Annotated in this window: 16 protein-coding genes; 9 read left to right on the top strand and 7 right to left on the bottom strand. The window is 71.2% G+C overall.

Going from position 1 to position 19,476, the window contains the following annotated elements:
* Positions 1-60: 60 nt before the first annotated feature.
* Genes ACZ3HQ_RS11310 through ACZ3HQ_RS11320 form a run of 3 tightly spaced genes read right to left on the bottom strand, consistent with a single transcriptional unit; the run spans position 61 to position 2,091 of the window.
* The gene (locus ACZ3HQ_RS11310) at positions 61-1,218 is read right to left on the bottom strand and encodes a cystathionine gamma-lyase (protein ID WP_467509616.1); all 1,158 of its coding nucleotides are present in this window, start codon (positions 1,216-1,218) and stop codon (positions 61-63) included.
* Entirely contained in the window at positions 1,215-1,706 is a 492-nt protein-coding gene (locus ACZ3HQ_RS11315) for a low molecular weight protein-tyrosine-phosphatase (protein ID WP_467509618.1), read from the bottom strand. The genes ACZ3HQ_RS11310 and ACZ3HQ_RS11315 overlap by 4 nt, the downstream gene beginning before the upstream one ends.
* A 7-nt stretch (positions 1,707-1,713) precedes the next feature.
* Entirely contained in the window at positions 1,714-2,091 is a 378-nt protein-coding gene (locus ACZ3HQ_RS11320) for a phage holin family protein (RefSeq protein ID WP_135791342.1), read from the bottom strand.
* Positions 2,092-2,151: 60 nt separating this feature from the next.
* Here ACZ3HQ_RS11320 and ACZ3HQ_RS11325 point away from each other — a divergent pair, with 60 nt between their 5' ends.
* The 4 genes from ACZ3HQ_RS11325 (at position 2,152) to ACZ3HQ_RS11340 (ending at position 4,419) form a co-directional block, all read left to right on the top strand.
* Positions 2,152-2,469, top strand: coding sequence for a cupin domain-containing protein (locus ACZ3HQ_RS11325; RefSeq protein ID WP_030806129.1), 318 nt, complete (start codon positions 2,152-2,154; stop codon positions 2,467-2,469).
* Positions 2,470-2,599: 130 nt separating this feature from the next.
* Entirely contained in the window at positions 2,600-2,812 is a 213-nt protein-coding gene (locus ACZ3HQ_RS11330) for a DUF5326 family protein (protein WP_350900776.1), read from the top strand.
* A 214-nt stretch (positions 2,813-3,026) separates the two neighbouring features.
* Positions 3,027-3,884 carry an IclR family transcriptional regulator gene (locus tag ACZ3HQ_RS11335; protein WP_467509620.1) on the top strand — a complete coding sequence of 286 codons (858 nt, stop codon included), beginning with the start codon at positions 3,027-3,029 and terminating at the stop codon, positions 3,882-3,884.
* 97 nt (positions 3,885-3,981) lie between these two features.
* Positions 3,982-4,419, top strand: coding sequence for an SsgA family sporulation/cell division regulator (locus ACZ3HQ_RS11340; RefSeq protein ID WP_030806138.1), 438 nt, complete (start codon positions 3,982-3,984; stop codon positions 4,417-4,419).
* A gap of 114 nt (positions 4,420-4,533) precedes the next feature.
* Here ACZ3HQ_RS11340 and ACZ3HQ_RS11345 read toward each other — a convergent pair whose 3' ends face one another.
* On the bottom strand, positions 4,534-6,012 hold the full coding sequence (locus ACZ3HQ_RS11345) for a YibE/F family protein (protein ID WP_467509622.1): 1,479 nt from the start codon (positions 6,010-6,012) through the stop codon (positions 4,534-4,536).
* Between the two features lie 237 nt (positions 6,013-6,249).
* On the opposite strand from ACZ3HQ_RS11345, the gene thiC reads away from it, so the two are divergent.
* The gene (gene thiC, locus ACZ3HQ_RS11350) at positions 6,250-8,055 is read left to right on the top strand and encodes a phosphomethylpyrimidine synthase ThiC (protein ID WP_467509624.1); all 1,806 of its coding nucleotides are present in this window, start codon (positions 6,250-6,252) and stop codon (positions 8,053-8,055) included.
* 24 nt (positions 8,056-8,079) lie between these two features.
* Here thiC and ACZ3HQ_RS11355 read toward each other — a convergent pair whose 3' ends face one another.
* The 3 genes from ACZ3HQ_RS11355 to ACZ3HQ_RS11365 form a co-directional block, all read right to left on the bottom strand.
* Positions 8,080-8,940, bottom strand: coding sequence for a hypothetical protein (locus ACZ3HQ_RS11355; protein ID WP_467509626.1), 861 nt, complete (start codon positions 8,938-8,940; stop codon positions 8,080-8,082).
* Between the two features lie 194 nt (positions 8,941-9,134).
* On the bottom strand, positions 9,135-10,208 hold the full coding sequence (locus tag ACZ3HQ_RS11360) for a metallophosphoesterase (protein ID WP_467509628.1): 1,074 nt from the start codon (positions 10,206-10,208) through the stop codon (positions 9,135-9,137).
* 297 nt (positions 10,209-10,505) lie between these two features.
* Positions 10,506-11,618 carry a LacI family DNA-binding transcriptional regulator gene (locus ACZ3HQ_RS11365; RefSeq protein WP_350900770.1) on the bottom strand — a complete coding sequence of 371 codons (1,113 nt, stop codon included), beginning with the start codon at positions 11,616-11,618 and terminating at the stop codon, positions 10,506-10,508.
* A gap of 416 nt (positions 11,619-12,034) precedes the next feature.
* Here ACZ3HQ_RS11365 and hisC point away from each other — a divergent pair, with 416 nt between their 5' ends.
* From hisC to cydD, 4 genes are all read left to right on the top strand, one after another.
* Complete coding sequence (gene hisC, locus ACZ3HQ_RS11370; protein WP_467509630.1) at positions 12,035-13,120, top strand: histidinol-phosphate transaminase; 1,086 nt, start codon at positions 12,035-12,037, stop codon at positions 13,118-13,120.
* A gap of 207 nt (positions 13,121-13,327) precedes the next feature.
* Positions 13,328-14,836 (top strand): cytochrome ubiquinol oxidase subunit I, encoded by a 1,509-nt coding sequence (locus tag ACZ3HQ_RS11375; RefSeq protein WP_467509632.1) that lies wholly within the window; start codon positions 13,328-13,330, stop codon positions 14,834-14,836.
* A gap of 16 nt (positions 14,837-14,852) precedes the next feature.
* Positions 14,853-15,857, top strand: a complete 1,005-nt coding sequence (gene cydB, locus ACZ3HQ_RS11380; RefSeq protein WP_467509634.1) for a cytochrome d ubiquinol oxidase subunit II — start codon at positions 14,853-14,855, stop codon at positions 15,855-15,857.
* A 59-nt stretch (positions 15,858-15,916) separates the two neighbouring features.
* The gene (gene cydD, locus ACZ3HQ_RS11385) at positions 15,917-19,468 is read left to right on the top strand and encodes a thiol reductant ABC exporter subunit CydD (RefSeq protein WP_467509636.1); all 3,552 of its coding nucleotides are present in this window, start codon (positions 15,917-15,919) and stop codon (positions 19,466-19,468) included.
* The last annotated feature ends 8 nt before the right edge of the window (positions 19,469-19,476 follow it).

Raw genomic sequence — 19,476 nt, forward strand, 5'->3', positions numbered from 1 at the left:
GCGCGGAACCGGGGACGGTCCGAGCCACGAGGGGGGAGGCTCGGACCGTCCGCACCGCTTTCAGCCCGCCGACTCGGCGGACTCGTTCAGGGCCCGCAGCACGTCCGCCACCAGGTCCTCGGCGTCCTCGGCCCCGACCGACATGCGGATGAAGCCGTCCGGCACCGCGTCCCCGCCCCAGCGGCCGCGCCGCTCGGCAGTGGAGCGCACCCCGCCGAAGCTCGTCGCATCCTCGACCAGCCGCAACGCCTCCAGGAACCGCTCGGCGCGCTCGCGCGTGGGCAGCGTGAAGGAGACCACGCAGCCGAAGCGGCGCATCTGCCGCGCGGCGACCTCGTGCGACGGGTCCTCGGGCAGCCCCGGATACCGCAGGCCGGAGACCTCGGGTCGGTCGCGCAGCGCCTCGGCCACCGCGAGCGCCGTGGCGTTCTGCCGGTCGACGCGGAGCGGGAGCGTGGCGATCGAGCGGTGGGCGAGCCACGCCTCCATCGGACCGGGGATCGCCCCGACGATCTTCCGCCAGCGGCGCACCGCGTCCATCGGCTCACCCGCGCGGCCGACGACGTACCCCAGCAGGACGTCGCCGTGCCCGCTGAGCTGCTTGGTACCGCTGGCCACGGCGAAGTCGGCACCCAGTTCCAGCGGACGCTGCCCGAGCGGCGTGGCGAGGGTGTTGTCCACGGCCACCAGCGCGCCGCGGGCGTGGGCCTCCTTCACCAGCCGCCGGATGTCGCACACGTCGAGCCCCGGGTTGGACGGCGACTCGATCCACAGCAGCTTCGCGCCGTCGAGCGCGTCGAGCTGGGCGTCGCCGCCGGTGGGCGCGGTGCGCACCTCGATGCCGAACGCCTCGAGCTGGGCCCGGGCCAGGGGGAGCGCCTGGTAGCCGTCGGAGGGCAGCACCACCGTGTCGCCGGTCCTGAGCTGGGAGAAGAGCACCGCGGAGATCGCCGCCATGCCGGAGGCGAACACCAGCGTCTCGGCGTCGTCGACGCCGGGCGCCTCCAGCTCGCCGATGGCCCGCTCCAGCAGGGTCCAGGTGGGGTTGCCGTCGCGGCCGTAGGAGTACGGGCCGCTCACCTCTCCGGGCAGGTGGAAGTGCGCGGCGAAGACCGGCCCCGGCAGGGTCGGCTCGTGCTTCACCGGCTCGGGGAGACCGGCGCGGACGGCACGCGTGCCGTCGCCGGGGGAGTCCGGGTGCGCGGCTGTGTCGTTCATACGGGCCGTTCCTCCAGATGTTCGCGTACGGAGCCGAGCAGTCCGGCGCTCGCCGCCTCCACCATCTCAAGGCACTCCTCGAAGCCGTCGCGGCCCCCGTAGTAAGGGTCCGGGACATCGAGATCGGCGCCGGCCGCCGGGTCGTAAGAGCGCAGCAACCGCACCTTGCGGGCGTCCTCCTCGGTGGGGGCGAGGCGGCGCAGGGCCTTGAGGTGGCCGGTGTCGAGGGCGATCACGAGGTCGAGCCGGCCGAACCAGGACGGCTGGAACTGCCGCGCGGTGTGTTCGGTGCCGTAGCCGTGCTCATCGAGGACCGAGGCGGCGCGCGGGTCGGCGTCGTCGCCCTCGTGCCAGCCGCCGGTGCCGGCGCTGTCGGCCTCGATCAGGCCGTCGAGCCCGGCCTCTTCGACGCGCGCCCGGAAGACCGACTCGGCCATCGGGGAACGGCAGATGTTGCCGGTGCACACGAAACAGACGCGGTAGGCCATGACCGGATCAGTCCTCGTCGGGCAGGACGAGGTTCAGCGCCCACGAGACGATGGAGATGATCAGACCGCCGAGCACGGCAGTCCAGAACCCCTCCACGTGGAAACTGAGGTCGAGCTGCCCGCACACCCACGAGGTCAGCAGCAGCATCAGCGCGTTGACGATCAGGGTGATCAGGCCGAGGGTCAGGATGAACAGCGGGAAGGTGAGCACCTTCACCACCGGCTTGACCAGAAGGTTCACCAGCCCGAAGACCAGCGCGACCACGATCAGTGTGCCGACCTTCTTGCCCGTGCTGTCACCGGTGAGGGTGATCTTGTCGAGGAGCCACACGGCGACCGCGAGGGCGCCCGCGTTGGCGATCGTCTTGACTAGGAGATTCTTCATGTGTCTGATCGTTGCAGACCAGAATCACAGTGGGCGGCGCGGCAAGGACGGACGACGGCGATGAAGGTATTCCGGCTGGACGATCTGGAGGCGGAGCGCGCCGCGAACGAGGGCGCCTACCTCCAGTTCCTGCGGGAGCGGAACATGTCGGTCGGTCTGTACGCGCTCGACGCAGGCTCCCACGACCCGCAGAAGCCCCATCTCCAGGACGAGGTGTACTTCGTGGTCAGCGGCCGGGCCTCGGTCTCGGTCGGGCTGGAGACCACCGAGGTCGCGCGGGGCAGCGTGGTCTACGTGCCCGCGGGTGTGTCCCACAAGTTCCACCACATCAGCGAGGATCTGCGGGTCCTGGTGGTGTTCTCTCCCCCCGAGGGGTGAGGGTCGGGTCTCAGGGTTCCCTAGGGGATGGATCAGGGGACGACAAGGGGTGCGAGACCACCACGGAGGCCCTCGCCGGCCCTAGCATCGAAGCGGGACATCAAGAACCGCTAGCGCAAAGGACAAGGCGATGCGAGAGATCTTCACGAGCTTGCCGTGGTGGGTGAAGTGGGTCGCGGTGCCGGTCATCGCACTGGTGGTGTTCGGCGGCCTGATAGCGACCGTGGTCGGCTTCCTGATCGGGCTGCTGTTCAAGCTCCTGCTCTTCGTCGCCCTGGTCGGCGGACTCATCTACGTGGTGCGGAAGTTCACCGCCGGTTCCTCCTCGCGCGGCGACTGGTGACACGCGGGGGCGCCGGGGAGCGGTGACACGGGGCGGTAACACGGAACGCCGGTTCCCTCGGGGGAGGGAAGTTTCCCCGGCAGGCCGTCCGCCGGCGGTGGTGGACGGTTAGAGTCCGGAACTCCCGTGGGGCCCCGAACCCCACGGGCGGCACGCACCCCACCCGTGTCCACCCCGCACGGGCCGCCCCCCTCCGCGCTTCGGGAGTAAATCCTTGGCCACGGTCGACACCGCCCCGGCAGGACCCCACGCACCCCCGGCTCCCGCGCGGTCCTGCGCGCCCCCGATGCAGCGGCCACCCGCCGCCTCCGCCCCCGACAAGCACTCCGCGACCCTCATCGGGTCCGTCCAGCGCGCGATGCGGCTGCTGGAGACGGTCGCCGCGCACGAGTACGGCGCCCCCGCCAAGCAACTGGCCCGCGAGACGGGCCTCGCGCTCCCCACGGCGTACCACCTGCTGCGCACCCTGGTGCACGAGGGCTATCTGCGCCGGGACAAGGGGCGGTTCTTCCTCGGTGACGCGGCGGACCGGCTCAGCAGCAGCGGAGCGCAGCAGAAACGTCGCAGCACGGTGGCCGACACCCTCGCGCACTGGCGCGATCGGATCGGTGCCCCGGTGTACTACGCGATGTACCGGGACGGCGAGATCGAGGTCATGTGTGTGGCCGACTCGCGGGAGACCCCGGCGGTCGCGGAGTGGGCCGACTTCCGGGAGACGGGACACGCCCACGCCGTCGGAAAATGCCTGCTCTCCCAACTGGACGACGACGCCCGTCGCGACCACCTCGCGCGCTACCCGGTGCGCTCCCTCACCCCGTACACGGTCCGCGACAACGATGCCCTGCTCAGGCGACTGGCCCGGACCCGGCGCATGGAACCGGTGGTGGAGCGGCAGGAGTACGCCCTTGGCGCGGTCTGCGCGGCGGTGCCGATCACTGTCGGTACAACGGCGGCGACGATGGCGATTTCGCTCCCCGCTCATCAGGCAGACCAACTGCCGTCCATGACAAGGAGGTTGCAGGCGGAAATGGGACGTCACATGGGTGCGCTGGCGCTCTCTATCAGCATCTGAAAACTCACTCCTTGTGATCTGCCATGTACGTTCAGCTAGATTTGACCCCAGTCAGGGATTAAACCCGGCCAGTCGATGTCTTATGACGGGGTAGGCGATGCGCGAGTCCGTACAGGCAGAAGTCATGATGAGCTTTCTCGTCTCGGAGGAGCTTTCCTTCCGTATTCCGGTGGAGTTGCGCTACGAGACGAGTGATCCCTATGCGGTGCGGCTCACCTTCCATCTGCCCGGCGACGCCCCGGTGACCTGGGTCTTCGGCCGGGAGTTGATGATCGACGGGGTAGGCCGGCCGTGCGGCGAGGGGGATGTGCACATCTCCCCCGTCGACTGCGAGGTGCTGGGCGAAGTGCTGATCCGGCTTCAGGTGGGCGGCGATCAGGCGCTGTTCCGCTCCTCCACGCCGCCGCTCGTGGCGTTCCTCGACCGCACCGACAAGCTGGTGCCGCTCGGGCAGGAGGGTGCGCTGGCCGACTTCGACACCCACCTCGACGAGGCGCTGGGCCGCATCCTGGCCGAGGAGCAGAGCGCGGGCTGAAGCGGCGGCGCCGAGGGGAGCCAAGCGCTCGACCGGGCTCCGGGAACCTTTGAAGAAACGCTTCTGCAAGGGTTCGAGGCCCGACGACCGGCCCCTGGCCCCCCGGCGCCCCGCTCAGCGCTTCCGGCGCCGCCCCCGGCCGCCCGAGGCCGCGACGGGCTGGGCGCCCGCCGGAGCGGCCGTACCGGGCGCGGGGCGGTCCGCCGAGACGACCAGGGCGGCGAGCGCGGTGGTGACCGGTACCGAGGCGACCAGGCCGATCGAGCCGACCAGCGTGCGCACGATCTCCTCCGCCACCAGCTCGCTGGTGGCCACCGTGCCCACACCGCTCTGCGCGATGGAGAACAGCAGCAGCAGGGGCAGCGCGGCGCCCGCGTAGGCGAGGACGAGGGTGTTGACGACGGACGCGATGTGGTCGCGGCCGATGCGGATGCCCGCCCGGTACAGCCCGCGCCAGCCCATCGAGGGGTTGGCCTCGTGCAGCTCCCACACGGCCGAGGTCTGGGTGACCGTCACGTCGTCCAGCACGCCCAGCGAGCCGATGATGACGCCCGCGAGCAGCAGGCCGCTCATGTCGATCGACGGGTAGAGGCCGTGGATCAGACCGGTGTTGTCGTCCGTGTTGCCGGTGAGCGCGGCCCAGCCGATGAACTGCGAGCCGAGGACGCCGATCAGCAGCAGCGAGACCAGGGTGCCGAGCACCGCCACCGAGGTCCGCGCGGAGAGACCGTGGCACATGTACAGGGCGATGAGCATGATCGCGCTCGACCCGACCACGGCCACCAGCAGGGGGTTCGAGCCCTGGAGCACCGCGGGCAGGATGAACAGGGTCAGCACCAGGAAGCTGACCGCGAGAGCCACCAGCGCCATGACACCGCGCAGCCGGCCCACCACCACGACGGCGACCGCGAAGATCCCGGCGAGCAGTGCCATGGGGAACTTGCGGTCCAGGTCCGTGACGGCGTACTGGAGTTCCCTCGGGGCCTTGGGCTCGTAGGCGACCACGACCTTGTCGCCCTGGTGCAACTGCCGGGTCTGGTCCGGCTGCACCAGCTCGGTGAAGGTGCGGCCCTTGTCCTTGCCGGTGTCGACCCGGACCGTCGCCTTCTTGCAGGGACCCTTCTTGTCCTCCTGGGCGGCCGGAGCGCCACCCGCGGCGGCGGGATCGCCGACGGGGGCCTGTCCGCCCGCGCCGCCGACCTGGCAGCTCACCGAGGTGACCGTGGTGACGGTGGCCTGCTGCGTCTGGCGGTCGAAGCCCACGCCCGTGCGCTGGTGCGGGGGCGCACCGCCGGGCCACAGCACCGCCAGACCCACCACGACGGCCGCGCTGAATGGGATCAGGATGGCGGCGATGACCTTGCGGAGATGCTTGGAGACCGGCGCGGCGGGGCCGTGACTGTGGGAGTGCCCGTGGCCACCCCCTGAGCCGTGCCCGCTGTGCCCCTGCCCACCGTGGCCGCCGGGCCCGTGCCCGCCCCCCGAGCCGTGCCCGCCGTGCCCATGGCCACCCCCGTCGCCGGGGCCTGGTTCGGAGCCGGGCCGGTGGGGTGGGCCGGGAGGAGGGTAGGGAGGCTGCTGCGTCGTGGTCACGGCCCGATCATTGCAAGAACGGGGCAGGCCCACTGTTCATCCCGTCACATGGGACGCTAGCGTGGAGGCACCTTTGCACACGCGGGAGCTCGGAGCACCGGGCTGAGAGGGCGCTGACCTCCGTCGTTGCGATGTTTCACGTGGAACGTTGGTTCAACGGAAACATCTGCGGACGGGAATCGCTGCGTCGACCGCCGAACCTGTTACCGGGTAATGCCGGCGTAGGGAGTAGGTCTCATGACCAACAAGGACGCACGCACGCCTGCCTCCACGCAGAACGCGACGAACAACTCGTCGGGCGAGGAGACCGGGAAGTCCATCGGCTGGCACAAGGCGTATGTCGCGGGTTCGCGCCCCGACCTGCGCGTGCCGGTCCGTCAGGTGCATCTCACCAACGGGCGGTCGGTCACGCTGTACGACACCTCCGGCCCGTACACCGATCCGGAAGCCGACACCGATGTCCGCCGGGGGCTCGCCCCGCTGCGGGAGAACTGGATCGTCGCCCGTGGCGACACCGAGGAGTACGCGGGCCGTCCGGTCCGCCCCGAGGACGACGGCATCAAGCACACCTCGCCGCGCGGCGGGCTGCGCAATCTGGACGCCGTCTTCCCCGGACGGCCCCGCCAGCCCCGGCGCGGACGCGCGGGCCGGGCGGTCACCCAGCTCGCGTACGCCCGCCAGGGGGAGATCACGCCCGAGATGGAGTTCGTGGCGCTCCGGGAGAACGTCGACCCCGAGGTGGTCCGCGACGAGATCGCGGCGGGCCGCGCCGTGCTGCCCGTCAATGTGAACCACCCGGAGATCGAGCCGATGATCATCGGCAAGCGGTTCCTGGTGAAGGTCAACGCCAATATCGGCAACTCGGCCGTCACTTCCTCGATCGAGGAGGAGGTGGAGAAGATGACCTGGGCGACCCGCTGGGGCGCGGACACGGTCATGGACCTCTCCACCGGCCGCAACATCCACACCACCCGCGAGTGGGTGCTGCGCAACTCCCCCGTGCCCATCGGGACCGTGCCGCTCTACCAGGCGCTGGAGAAGGTGGACGGCCGGGCCGAGGAGCTGACCTGGGAGATCTACAAGGACACCGTGATCGAGCAGGCCGAACAGGGCGTGGACTACATGACGGTGCACGCCGGTGTGCGGCTGCCGTACGTCCCGCTGACGGCGAACCGGAAGACGGGCATCGTCTCGCGCGGCGGCTCGATCATGGCGGCCTGGTGCCTGGCGCACCACAAGGAGTCGTTCCTGTACGAGAACTTCGAGGAGCTGTGCGAGATCCTCGCCGCCTATGACGTCACCTACTCGCTCGGTGACGGTCTGCGGCCCGGTTCGATCGCGGACGCCAACGACGAGGCGCAGTTCGCGGAGCTGCGCACGCTCGGGGAGCTGAACCGGATCGCCAGGCGGTTCGATGTACAGACGATGATCGAGGGCCCCGGGCATGTCCCGATGCACAAGATCAAGGAGAACATCGACCTTCAGCAGGAGATCTGCGACGAGGCTCCGTTCTATACGCTCGGCCCGCTGACCACCGACGTCGCCCCGGCGTACGACCACATCACCTCCGGAATCGGCGCCGCGATGATCGCGTGGTGGGGCACGGCGATGCTCTGCTACGTCACGCCCAAGGAGCACCTGGGCCTGCCGAACCGGGACGACGTGAAGACCGGCGTCATCACCTACAAGATCGCCGCCCATGCGGCCGACCTCGCCAAGGGGCATCCCGGCGCCCAGGAGTGGGACGACGCGCTCTCGGACGCCCGTTTCGAGTTCCGGTGGGAGGACCAGTTCAACCTCGCCCTGGACCCTGACACAGCACGGGAGTTCCACGACGAGACGCTGCCCGCCGAACCCGCCAAGACGGCCCACTTCTGCTCCATGTGCGGGCCGAAGTTCTGCAGCATGAAGATCTCGCAGGACATCCGGCGCGAACACGGCGGCAACCGGGCCGAGATCGAGGAGGGCATGGCGAGGAAGTCCCTGGAGTTCGCGGCCACGGGCAACCGGGTCTACCTGCCCATCGCGGAGGAGCGGCCCTAGCCGGACCAGGCACCGGCCGGGCTCTCAGTCCGGCTGGTGTTCCGGGCCGCCGAAGTCCGGGCTCGAGTAGTCCGGGCTGCTGAAGCGGGGCCGGTCGGTGGCGCTGCCGTCGTCGGGGCTGCTGAAGCCGGGGCGGCCGTAGCCCAGGCGGGGCATCCGGCTGGGGCCGGGGGCGGGCAGGGGCTGGGCGGCCGGGGCGCCGGGCTGGGCGAGGGCGTCGCGGAGGAAGGGCAGGATGCCGCGTTCGAGCAGGGCGTCCCGCCACTCCTCCCGCGCCCGCGCCACAACCTCACGCGCCTCCGCCTGGGCGGCGGCCTCGCCGGAGGAGCTGTTGCGCAGCGCGGTGAGCAGCAGCGCCACCCCGGCGGCCAGGATCGCCGCCGCCGTCACGGCGCCGAAGACCCAGCCGACGGTGACCATGGTCCGGCCGAACTGCTGGCCGGGGGCGACCATCCGCAGGATGTAGCCGACCAGCAGGAAGAGCACGGCGGCCGTTCCGGCGAGCACCGGGGCGAGGACGGCGACCATCGCGCTGGCGCCCGCCCCGGCGGCCTCGGCCGTCTCCCCGAGGGCGGCGGCGAGCCCGAGGGCGCCCGAATCCGCCTCCGCCGGGCCGGTTTCGGTGCCGGCCGTCTCGGCGGCCGGTGCCGGATGGCGCAGCTCCTCGCGGGCCTTGACGTAGTGCTGGTACTCGGTGGCGGCGGCCGCCGTGATGAGGGCCGTGGCGCTGAGGGCCATCGTGCGCAACTGCTCGGGGTTGAGCCGCTGTCCGACGGCTGACAGCTCCGGGTGTTCGGGTGCGGAGCGCAGCGCCTCATCGAGGAGCCGCTCGAATTCCCGGCGGTCCTCGCTCAGCAGGTGCTGCGGAACGCTGTTCATGTGCATCCCCCGATGCTCCGTAGGGCTTGGGGCTCGCATGGTGACGAGCCGTCGGGCAGAAACGGAGGGGAGCCTGCTACGGATAAGGCGATGGTAGAGCTGTCATACCGCACGGTGACAGGGGGTTGCCGGAAATTGCGCCGATGCCCGGTGCCGGTTCCGCGCCCTCCCGGCCCGGTGCCGGGCGGCGCGGTGAAGCCTCAGGCGTCCAGCGGGAGTTGCTGGACCAGCAGCTTTCCGGCCATGGTCACGCCGCCGTCCATGGCGATGGCGAGGCCGTCGGCGTAGACGTGCGGGCCCTCGACGTGGGGCTCGCCCCGCTCCTCGCCCTCCTCGGAGCCGACCTGGCCGAGCAGATAGGGGATCGGGCTGTGGCCGTGCACGACCCGGGTGCCGCCGTACGTGTCGAGGAGGGAGCGCACGGCGTCGGCGCCGCCCTCGTCGCGGAAGGAGAAGCGCTTGGTGAACTTGCGGAACAGGTCCCAGACCTCGTCCGCGTCGTTGCGGGTCAGCGCGTCGCGGACGGTGTCGTTGACCGCCTCGATCGAGTCGCCGTAGTCGAGGTAGGCGGTGGTGTCGGAGTGGAGCAGCAGATGGCCGTCGACCTCCTCGACCGCGTCGAGCCGGGCCATCCACTGGAGGTGGTGGTCCTGGAGGCGGTCCATGTCGGTCTTCTGGCCGCCGTTGAGCAGCCAGGCCGCCTGGAAGGTGGCGGTGCCCGCGCCGGAGTTGACCGGGGTGTCGCCGAACCGCTTGGCGCCCAGCAGCAGCAGCTCGTGGTTGCCCATGAGTGCCTTGCAGTAACCGCCGGCTGCCGCGGCCTCGGCGGACAGCCGCATCACCAGGTCGATGACGCCGATGCCGTCGGGCCCCCGGTCGGTGAAGTCGCCGAGGAACCACAGCCGGGCGGTGCCCGCGCACCACTGGCCGTCCTCGTCGACCAGGCCCTTCTCCCGCAGCGCGCTCAGCAGCTCCTCGATGTAGCCGTGGACGTCGCCCACGACGAACAGCGGGCCGGGACCGGCTTCGGGCTGCGGCGCGGGGGCGGGAGCCGGCTCGACGGGCGGCGGCGCAAGGGTGTCGCGCTGGATGACCGGCAGGTCGCGCTCGGTCGGGGTGTATCCGTCGGGGTGCTCCTCCTCGTGCGGAGGGACGGCGTCACCGGGGTGCACGTCGGCGTACGGACCGGTCTCATGGACGTACGCGGGCACCCGGAAGTCGCGCAACGTCGCCGTACGCTCCGTCTCGGGTCCCTGACCGGCCCCCTGAGTCATCAGACCCCTCCACCATCGCGCCGAAGCTGCACCGCTTCGGACTGCCTGGTCGCAGCGGCCCGCGGTGTCGTGCGCCCATCATAGGAATGCGCGTCGCGCCATGTGATGACCCAGGGGTGGTGAATCACGGTGAGGCTCCTGATCACCGAGGCTTTCGTCCCGATTGGGCAGCGTCCGACCGGTTGCCCGGCCGTGACCGGACGGCCGCGAGGCGGTCGTCCGCCCCGGTTCGCCGAGGCGCGGCGGATCACGCCACGCCTCGCGGACCGCTCCGGACCCCCCTCGGGCCGGTCTTTGTCAGTCCCGCTCCGGCGCCCGCGGCGGGCTGACCGTGGTGCGCGGCGGACGGCGCTGGGAGGAGGTGCGCACGATCAGCTCCGTCGGTATCACCTGCTCGACCGGCTGGTCCGACTCGACCCCCTCGATGGCGTCGATGAGGAGCTGTACGACCGCCGTGCCGATGCGGCGCGGCTTCAGCGAGAGCGTGGTGATGGGCGGCTCGGTGGTGGCGTACACGGTGGACTCGCTGCAGCACACCAGCAGCAGGTCGTCCGGGACGCGCAGGCCGTAGCGCCGGGCGGCGGCGAGCAGGTCGGTGCCGTTGGGGTCGAAGAGGCCGTAGACGGCGTCCGGGCGGTCGGGCCGGGCGAGCAGCCGGTCGGCGGCGACGGCGCCCGCGCAGGGGTCGTGCGCCGGATACGCCTCGTAGACCGGGTCCTGGCCGACCCGCTCGCACCAGCGCAGGTAGGCGGTGGTGGACAGGTGGGTGTACGTGTCGGTCGTGGTGCCGGTGAGAAGGCCGATGCGGCGGGCCCCGGCGGCGGCGAGGTGGTCGAGGATGCCGAGGACGGCGGCCTCGTGATCGTTGTCGACCCAGGCGGTGACCGGGAGGGAGCCGGCCGGGCGGCCGTCGGAGACGACCGGTAAGCCCTGCCGCACCAGTTCGCTGACGACCGGGTCCTGGTCGGAGGGGTCGATGACGACCGTCCCGTCCAGCGCCACGTTGGACCACACGTCGTGCCGGGAGGTCGCCGGCAGGATGACGAGGGCGTACCCGCGGGCGAGCGCCGCGGAGGTCGCGGCCCGCGCCATCTCGGCGAAGTAGGCGAACTCGGTGAAGGTGAAAGGTTCATCCCCGTACGTGGTCACGGTCAGGCCGATCAGGCCGGACTTGCCGGTACGGAGGGTGCGGGCGGCGGCCGAGGGCCGGTAGCCCAGTCGGTCCGCGACCTCGCGGACATGGCGGCGGGTGGCGTCCGGGAGCCGCCCCTTGCCGTTGAGGGCGTCGGAGACGGTCGTGATGGAGACCCCGGCGGCGGCGGCCACGTCTCTGATGCCGGCCCGTTCGGGCCGGCTGCCCCGCCGGGAGGTTTCCGCGCGGCTCACCTGGTGCTTCCCTGCTGCTGTCATGGCGAGCCGATAGTAGGGCTCTTGTGGTGGGGTAGGGCGGACGCATATGCATGCGTTGACAGGCACGTTTCTGCAAGGTCGTCAGGCGCCAACCACCTTTGAAAGCAAGTCAGTTGGCTGGTCCGATGGCAGGACGTGTCTTGTCGACGCGCGTGGGCCTGCCAAGTACCCCATGTTTCGAAGAGGTCTCAACTCACCTTCATGAGGGACGCGCGCCACGGCGTGAGCCACCGGCGCACGGACAAATACGCGGTGCGCCCCCTAAAGCGCAGCCACTCGCCCGGCTCGGCCATGATGCCCAGGCGCCGGGCGAGCGGGAGCACACCGGTACGCAAGCGCGCCGAATCCTCATAAGGTGAGGAGCATTGGATGCCGGCGGCGTCGACGGTCCGCCGGTGGTCGCGAGGAGGACTGCGGTGAGCGAGACGAGCCCCAAGCTGCGCGCCGAGCTGGAGGGTATCCCCACCTACAAGCCGGGCAGGCCCGCCTCGGCCGAGGGTCCGGTCGCCTTCAAGCTGTCCTCCAACGAGAACCCCTATCCCCCGCTGCCGGGGGTCATGGAGCGGGTCGCGGCGGCCGTGGCCGAGTTCAACCGCTACCCCGACATGGCGTGCGGCGGCCTGATGGCCGAGCTGGCGGAGCGTTTCGGCGTCCCGGTCTCGCACCTGGCCACGGGCACCGGCTCGGTCGGCGTGGCCCAGCAGCTCGTGCAGGCGACCAGCGGTCCGGGCGACGAGGTGATCTACGCCTGGCGCTCCTTCGAGGCGTACCCGATCATCACGCGGATCAGCGGGGCCACGCCCGTGCAGGTGCCGCTCACGCCGGGCGATGTGCACGACCTGGACGCGATGGCGGACGCGATCACCGAGCGGACCCGGCTGATCTTCGTCTGCAACCCCAACAACCCCACCGGCACCGTGGTGCGGCGAGCCGAGCTGGAACGGTTCCTCGACCGGGTGCCGAAGGACGTGCTGGTGGTGCTGGACGAGGCGTACCGGGAGTTCATCCGCGACCCCGAGGTGCCCGACGGTGTCGAGCTGTACCGGGAGCGGCCGAACGTCTGCGTGCTGCGCACCTTCTCCAAGGCGTACGGGCTGGCCGGGCTGCGGGTCGGTTTCGCCATCGCGCACGAGCCGGTGGCGGCGGCTCTGCGCAAGACGGCGGTGCCCTTCGGTGTGAGCCATGTCGCGCAGGAGGCGGCGATCGCCTCGCTCCAGGCCGAGGACGCGCTGCTGGGCCGGGTCGGCTCGCTGGTGTGCGAGCGCGCCCGGGTGGTCGACGCGCTGCGCGCGCAGGGCTGGACGGTGCCGGAGACGCAGGCCAACTTCGTGTGGCTGCGGCTGGGGGAGCGGACCATGGAGTTCGCGGCGGCGTGCGAGGACCACGGTGTGATGGTGCGGCCGTTCGCCGGCGAGGGCGTGCGGGTGACGGTCGGGGAGAACGAGGCGAACGACCTGTTCCTGAAGACGGCGGAGGCGTTCCGCCGCGAGATGGCGGGCTGACGCCGGTCTGCCGTCCATGAGGTGAGGGGCCCTGCCGTGAGGCGGGGCCCTTTGTCGTGGGGCCCCCTTGTAGGCGCCGAATAGGTGTGCGCCATAATGGCTTGTGAATGTGAACGCTTTCACAAGCTCCGTCCGGATTGCTCCATATGTGGGGGGCGTAAGCGGCAAAGGCCGCACCGGCACGGCGAAGTAAGGAGGGGAGACGACGTGGAACTGGCGCTGGCGCCGGAGACCCTGGCGCGCTGGCAGTTCGGGATCACCACCGTCTATCACTTTCTGTTCGTCCCTCTGACGATCTCTCTGGCCGCCCTGACGGCCGGGCTGCAGACCGCCTGGGTGCGCACGGAGAAGGAGGTCTACCTCAGGGCCACCAAGTTCTGGGGCAAGCTCTTCCTGATCAACATCGCGATGGGCGTGGTCACCGGCATCGTGCAGGAGTTCCAGTTCGGCATGAACTGGTCGGAGTACTCGCGCTTCGTCGGGGACATCTTCGGTGCCCCGCTGGCCTTCGAGGCGCTGATCGCCTTCTTCTTCGAGTCGACCTTCATCGGGCTGTGGATCTTCGGCTGGGACAAGCTGCCGAAGAAGATCCACCTGGCCTGTATATGGATGGTCTCGATCGGCACGATCCTCTCGGCGTACTTCATCCTCGCGGCCAACTCCTGGATGCAGCACCCCGTCGGCTTCCGGATCAACACGGAGCGGGGGCGCGCCGAACTGACCGACTTCTGGGCCGTGCTGACCCAGAACACCGCGCTCTCCCAGGCGTTCCACACCCTCTCCGCGGCCTTCCTGACCGGCGGCGCCTTCATGGTGGGCCTCGCCGCCTACCACCTGGCCCGGCGCCGGCACATCACGGTGATGCGGACCTCGCTGCGGCTCGGCCTGGTCACCGTGGTGATCGCCGGTCTGCTCACCGCCATCAGCGGCGACACCCTCGGCAAGGTGATGTTCAAGCAGCAGCCGATGAAGATGGCCGCCGCCGAGGCCCTGTGGGACGGTCAGAAGCCCGCCCCCTTCTCCGTGTTCGCCTACGGCGACGTGGACAAGGGCCACAACACCGTTGCCATCGAGGTGCCGGGCCTGCTGTCCTTCCTCGCCAACGACGACTTCAGCTCGTACGTCCCCGGCATCAACGACGTCAACAAGGCCGAGCAGCAGAAGTTCGGCCCCGGTGACTACCGGCCCAACATCCCGGTCGCCTACTGGGGCTTCCGCTGGATGATCGGGTTCGGCATGGCCTCCTTCACCCTCGGGGCGCTCGGACTCTGGCTGACGCGGAAGAAGTTCCTGCTGCCCCGGCATCTGCGCACCGGCGAGGACGAGGTGCCGCATCTGGTGCTGTTCGGGAAGCGCACGCTGGGCCCGAAGCTCACCGGCTGGTTCTGGCGCGTGGCCACCTGGACGATGGCCTTCCCGCTGATCGCCAACTCCTGGGGCTGGATCTTCACCGAGATGGGCCGCCAGCCCTGGGTGGTCTACGGCCTGTTCCAGACCCGGCAGGCGGTCTCCCCCGGTGTCTCCCAGACCGAGGTCGCCATCTCGATGGCCGTCTTCACCGCGCTCTACGCGATCCTCGCGGTCATCGAGGTCCGGCTGCTGGTCAAGTACGCCAAGGCCGGGCCGCCGGAGCTGACCGAGGCCGACCTCAACCCGCCCACGAAGATCGGCGGCGACCACCACGACGCCGACCGGCCGATGGCCTTCTCGTACTAGCGCTGGGGGAACAGCCGTGGAACTGCATGACGTCTGGTTCGTACTCATAGCCGTGCTGTGGACCGGCTACTTCTTCCTGGAGGGGTTCGACTTCGGGGTCGGTGTCCTGACCCGGCTGCTCGCCCGCAACCGGCCCGAGCGGCGGGTGCTGATCAACACCATCGGCCCGGTGTGGGACGGCAACGAGGTGTGGCTGCTCTCCGCGGCCGGTGCGACCTTCGCCGCCTTCCCGGAGTGGTACGCCACCCTGTTCTCCGGGTTCTATCTGCCCCTGCTGCTCATCCTGGTCTGCCTGATCGTGCGGGGCGTGGCCTTCGAGTACCGGGTCAAGCGGCCGGAGGAGAACTGGCAGCGCAACTGGGAGTGGGCGATCTTCTGGTCCTCCCTGATCCCGGCGTTCCTGTGGGGCGTGGCCTTCGGGAACATCGTGCGGGGCGTGAAGATCGACCGGAACTTCGAGTACGTCGGCGGTCTGGTCGACCTGCTCAACCCCTACGCCCTGCTGGGCGGCGCGGTGACGCTCACCCTGTTCACCCTCCACGGGACGGTGTTCACGGCGCTCAAGACCGTCGGCGACATCCGGACACGGGCCCGCACCCTGGCACTGCGCCTCGGCCCGGTGACCGTCGTGCTGGCGCTCGGCTTCCTGGTCTGGACGCAGCTCCACAGCGGGGACGGCGCGAGCCTGGTCGCCCTCGTCGTGGCGGCCGTCGCCCTGGTCGGCGCGCTGGGCGCCATCTGGCGGGCACGGGAGGGATGGGCGTTCGCGCTGTCCGGGGTGACCATCGCGGCCGCCGTGGCGATGCTCTTCCTGTCGCTCTTCCCGAACGTGATGCCGTCCACCCTCGACGGGGACTGGAGCCTGACGGTGTCCAATGCCTCGTCGAGCCCCTACACCCTGAAGATCATGACCTGGTGTGCCGTCATCGCCGCCCCACTGGTCATGCTGTACCAGGGCTGGACCTACTGGGTGTTCCGCAAGCGCATCGGTACCCAGCACATCGCCGAAGCCGCACACTGACCGCCTCAAGGGTATGTTTCACGTGAAACACACTCTCGGGACTGAAGGACACGTTTCACGTGAAACCGATCGATCCCCGCCTGCTGCGCTACGCCCGTGCCACGCGCTTCTTCCTCGTGGCGGTCGTCCTGCTGGGCGGGCTCGGCGCCGGCCTGGTCATCGCCCAGGCCATGCTGATCGCCGAAGTCGTGGTCGGAGCCTTCCAGCAGGGCAAGTCGGCAAGTGACCTGGTCACGCCGCTGGCCCTGCTGGCCGGCGTGGCCGGTGGGCGGGCGCTGGTCTCCTGGCTCACGGAGCTGGCGGCGCACAAGGCCAGCGCGGCCGTGAAGTCCGAGCTGCGGGAGCGGCTGGTCGAGCGGGCCGCCGTGCTGGGTCCCGGCTGGCTGAGCGGCCAGCGCACCGGCTCGCTGGTCACCCTGGCCACCCGCGGGGTCGACGCTCTGGACGACTACTTCTCGCGGTACCTCCCGCAGATGGGGCTCGCCCTTGTCGTCCCGGTGGCGGTGCTGGCGCGGATCGTCACCGAGGACTGGGTCTCGGCGGCGATCATCGTCGCCACCCTCCCCCTCATCCCGGTCTTCATGATGCTGATCGGCTGGGCCACCCAGTCCCGGATGGACCGCCAGTGGTCGCTGCTGTCCCGGCTCTCCGGGCATTTCCTGGACGTGGTCGCGGGGCTGCCCACGCTGAAGGTGTTCGGCCGGGCCAAGGCGCAGGCCGAGTCCATCCGCAAGATCACCGGCGAGTACCGCCGCGCCACCATGCGCACCCTGCGGATCGCCTTCCTCTCCTCCTTCGCGCTGGAGCTGCTGGCCACGCTCTCCGTCGCCCTGGTCGCCGTCACCATCGGCATGCGGCTGGTGCACGGCGGGATGGACCTGTACATCGGCCTGGTCATCCTGATCCTGGCCCCGGAGGCGTACCTCCCGCTGCGCCAGGTGGGTGCCCAGTACCACGCCGCGGCGGAGGGGCTGGCGGCCGCCGAGGAGATCTTCGCGGTGCTGGAGACGCCGGTCCCGGCCACCGGCACCGCGCCCGTCCCGGCCGGCTCGCTGGCCTTCGATGCCGTGACCGTCCGCTATCCCGGCCGCTCGGCGGACGCCGTCACCGACGTGTCCTTCTCCGTGGAACCCGGCGAGACCGTGGCCCTGATCGGCCCGAGCGGCGCGGGCAAGTCCACCCTGCTGAGCGTGCTCCTCGGCTTCGTACGGCCCACCGAGGGCCAGGTCCGCATCGGCGGCGCCGACCTCGCCGACCTGGACCTGGAGGAGTGGCGCTCCCGGATCGCCTGGGTGCCGCAGCGCCCGCACCTGTACGCCGGGAGCATCGCGGAGAACGTCCGCCTGGCCCGCGCCGACGCGGACGACACCGCCGTACGCCAGGCGCTGGCGGACGCCGGTGCGCTGGAATTCGTGGACGCGCTTCCCTCGGGTGCGGACACCGTGCTCGGTGAGGACGGGGCCGGGCTCTCCGCAGGTCAGCGGCAGCGGCTCGCCCTGGCCCGCGCCTTCCTCGCCGACCGGCCGGTGCTGCTGCTGGACGAGCCCACCGCCGCGCTGGACGGTGCGACCGAGGCCGACGTCGTCGCGGCGGTACGGCGCCTCGCCGTCGGCCGCACCGTGCTGCTCGTCGTGCACCGGCCCGCCCTGCTGGAGGTCGCGGACCGGGTCGTGCGGCTGGAGCTGTCCGAGCCGGCCGCCGCTCCCGAACCGGTCACGGCCGAGGTACTCGCCCCCGAACTGGCCGCCACCGCGCTCGACGCGCATGTGCCCGAGCCCGCCGGGGGTGAAGCCTTCTTCCCCGAACCGGACGAGACCGACGACGACCGGGACGAGCCCGCGCCCGAGGAGGCGACGGCCCGCGAGCGCGGCATCCTGGCCCGCGTCCGCTCCATGGCCGCCGCCCGGCGCGGCCGGCTGCTCTTCGCCCTGCTGCTGGGCAGCCTCGCCCTCGGCTGTGCCGTCGGGCTGATGGCGACCTCCGGCTGGCTGATCTCCCGCGCCTCGCAGCAGCCGCCGGTGCTCTATCTGCTGGTCGCCGTCACGGCCACCCGGTTCTTCGGCATCGGCCGTGCCGTCTTCCGGTACAGCGAGCGGCTGGTGTCGCACGACGCCGTGCTGCGGATGCTCGCCGACACCCGCGTCGCCGTCTACAAGCGGCTGGAGCGGCTGGCCCCGGCCGGGCTGCGGGGCACCCGGCGCGGTGATCTGCTCACCCGGCTCGTCGCGGACGTGGACGCCTTCCAGGACTACTGGCTGCGCTGGCTGCTGCCCACCGGCGTCGCGGTCGTCGTCTCCGCCGCCTCGGTCGGCTTCACCGCCTGGCTGCTCCCCGAGGCCGGAGCCGCGCTCGCTGTCGGCCTGCTGCTCGCAGGAGTCGGCGTCCCGCTGATCACGGCGGCCGTCGCCCGGCGCACGGAACGCCGGCTGGCCCCCGCCCGGGGCGTGCTGGCCACCCGCGTCACCGACCTGCTCACCGGCACCGCCGAGCTGACCGTCGCCGGGGCACTGCCCTCGCGTACGGCGGCCACCCGGCAGGCCGACGGCACCCTCACCCGGATCGCGTCCCGCGCGGCCGGGGCCACGGCGCTGGGCGACGGCCTGACCGCGCTGATCCAGGGGCTGACCGTCACCGTCGCCGCGCTGCTCGGCGCGCACGCCGCGGCCGGGGGCCGTATCCACGGCGTGCTGGTGGCCGTGGTCGTCCTCACCCCGCTGGCCGCCTTCGAGGCCGTGCTCGGCCTCCCGCTGGCCGTCCGCTACCGGCAGCGGGTCGCCCGCAGCGCCGAGCGGGTCTACGAGGTGCTGGACGCCCCGGTGCCGGTCCATGAGCCCGAGCAGCCGCGCGAGGCCCCCGCCTCGCCTTTCCCGCTCGTGGTGAAGGACCTGACCGCCCGCTACGAGGACCAGCACCGGGACGCGCTCCACGGGTTCGACCTCACGCTGGAACGGGGCCGCCGGATCGCCGTGGTCGGCCCCTCGGGCTCCGGCAAGACCACCCTCGCCCAGGTGCTGCTCCGCTTCCTGGACCCCGGCTCGGGCACGTACACGCTGGCCGGGGTGCCCGCGGCCGAGATGGACGGTGACGAGGTGCGGCGGCTGGTCGGGCTGTGTGCCCAGGACGCCCACCTCTTCGACAGCACCGTCCGGGAGAACCTGCTGCTCGCCCGCAAGGACGCGACCGAGGCCGAACTGCGCGACGTGCTGCTGCGGGCCCGGCTGCTGGACTGGGTGGACGGGCTCCCCGAGGGCCTGGACACCCACGTAGGCGAGCACGGCGCCCGGCTCTCCGGCGGTCAGCGGCAGCGGCTCGCGCTGGCCCGCGCGCTGCTCGCGGACTTCCCGGTGCTGGTACTGGACGAGCCCGCCGAGCACCTCGACCTGCCCACGGCGGACGCCCTCACCGACGACCTGCTGGCCGCGACCGAGGGCCGTACCACGCTGCTGATCACGCACCGGCTCGCCGGTCTCGCCGCCGTCGACGAGGTGCTCGTCCTCGACGCGGGTCGCGTGGTGCAGCGCGGCCCGTACGCCGAGCTGCTCGCCGTGGACGGTCCGCTGGCCGCGATGGCCCGCCGTGAGGCCGAGGCGGAGGCCCTCGTCGTGCTCTGACCGGGCCG

The sequence above is a fragment of the Streptomyces sp. NPDC018263 genome, from assembly GCF_055562575.1.

Excerpts from the sequence above, each read along its gene's own strand:
- ACZ3HQ_RS11310 (WP_467509616.1), bottom strand. The coding sequence starts at position 1,218 with ATGAACGACACAGCCGCGCACCCGGACTCCCCCGGCGACGGCACGCGT.
- ACZ3HQ_RS11315 (WP_467509618.1), bottom strand. The coding sequence starts at position 1,706 with ATGGCCTACCGCGTCTGTTTCGTGTGCACCGGCAACATCTGCCGTTCC.
- ACZ3HQ_RS11320 (WP_135791342.1), bottom strand. The coding sequence starts at position 2,091 with ATGAAGAATCTCCTAGTCAAGACGATCGCCAACGCGGGCGCCCTCGCG.
- ACZ3HQ_RS11325 (WP_030806129.1), top strand. The coding sequence starts at position 2,152 with ATGAAGGTATTCCGGCTGGACGATCTGGAGGCGGAGCGCGCCGCGAAC.
- ACZ3HQ_RS11330 (WP_350900776.1), top strand. The coding sequence starts at position 2,600 with ATGCGAGAGATCTTCACGAGCTTGCCGTGGTGGGTGAAGTGGGTCGCG.
- ACZ3HQ_RS11340 (WP_030806138.1), top strand. The coding sequence starts at position 3,982 with ATGCGCGAGTCCGTACAGGCAGAAGTCATGATGAGCTTTCTCGTCTCG.
- thiC (WP_467509624.1), top strand. The coding sequence starts at position 6,250 with ATGACCAACAAGGACGCACGCACGCCTGCCTCCACGCAGAACGCGACG.
- ACZ3HQ_RS11355 (WP_467509626.1), bottom strand. The coding sequence starts at position 8,940 with ATGCACATGAACAGCGTTCCGCAGCACCTGCTGAGCGAGGACCGCCGG.
- ACZ3HQ_RS11360 (WP_467509628.1), bottom strand. The coding sequence starts at position 10,208 with ATGACTCAGGGGGCCGGTCAGGGACCCGAGACGGAGCGTACGGCGACG.
- ACZ3HQ_RS11365 (WP_350900770.1), bottom strand. The coding sequence starts at position 11,618 with ATGACAGCAGCAGGGAAGCACCAGGTGAGCCGCGCGGAAACCTCCCGG.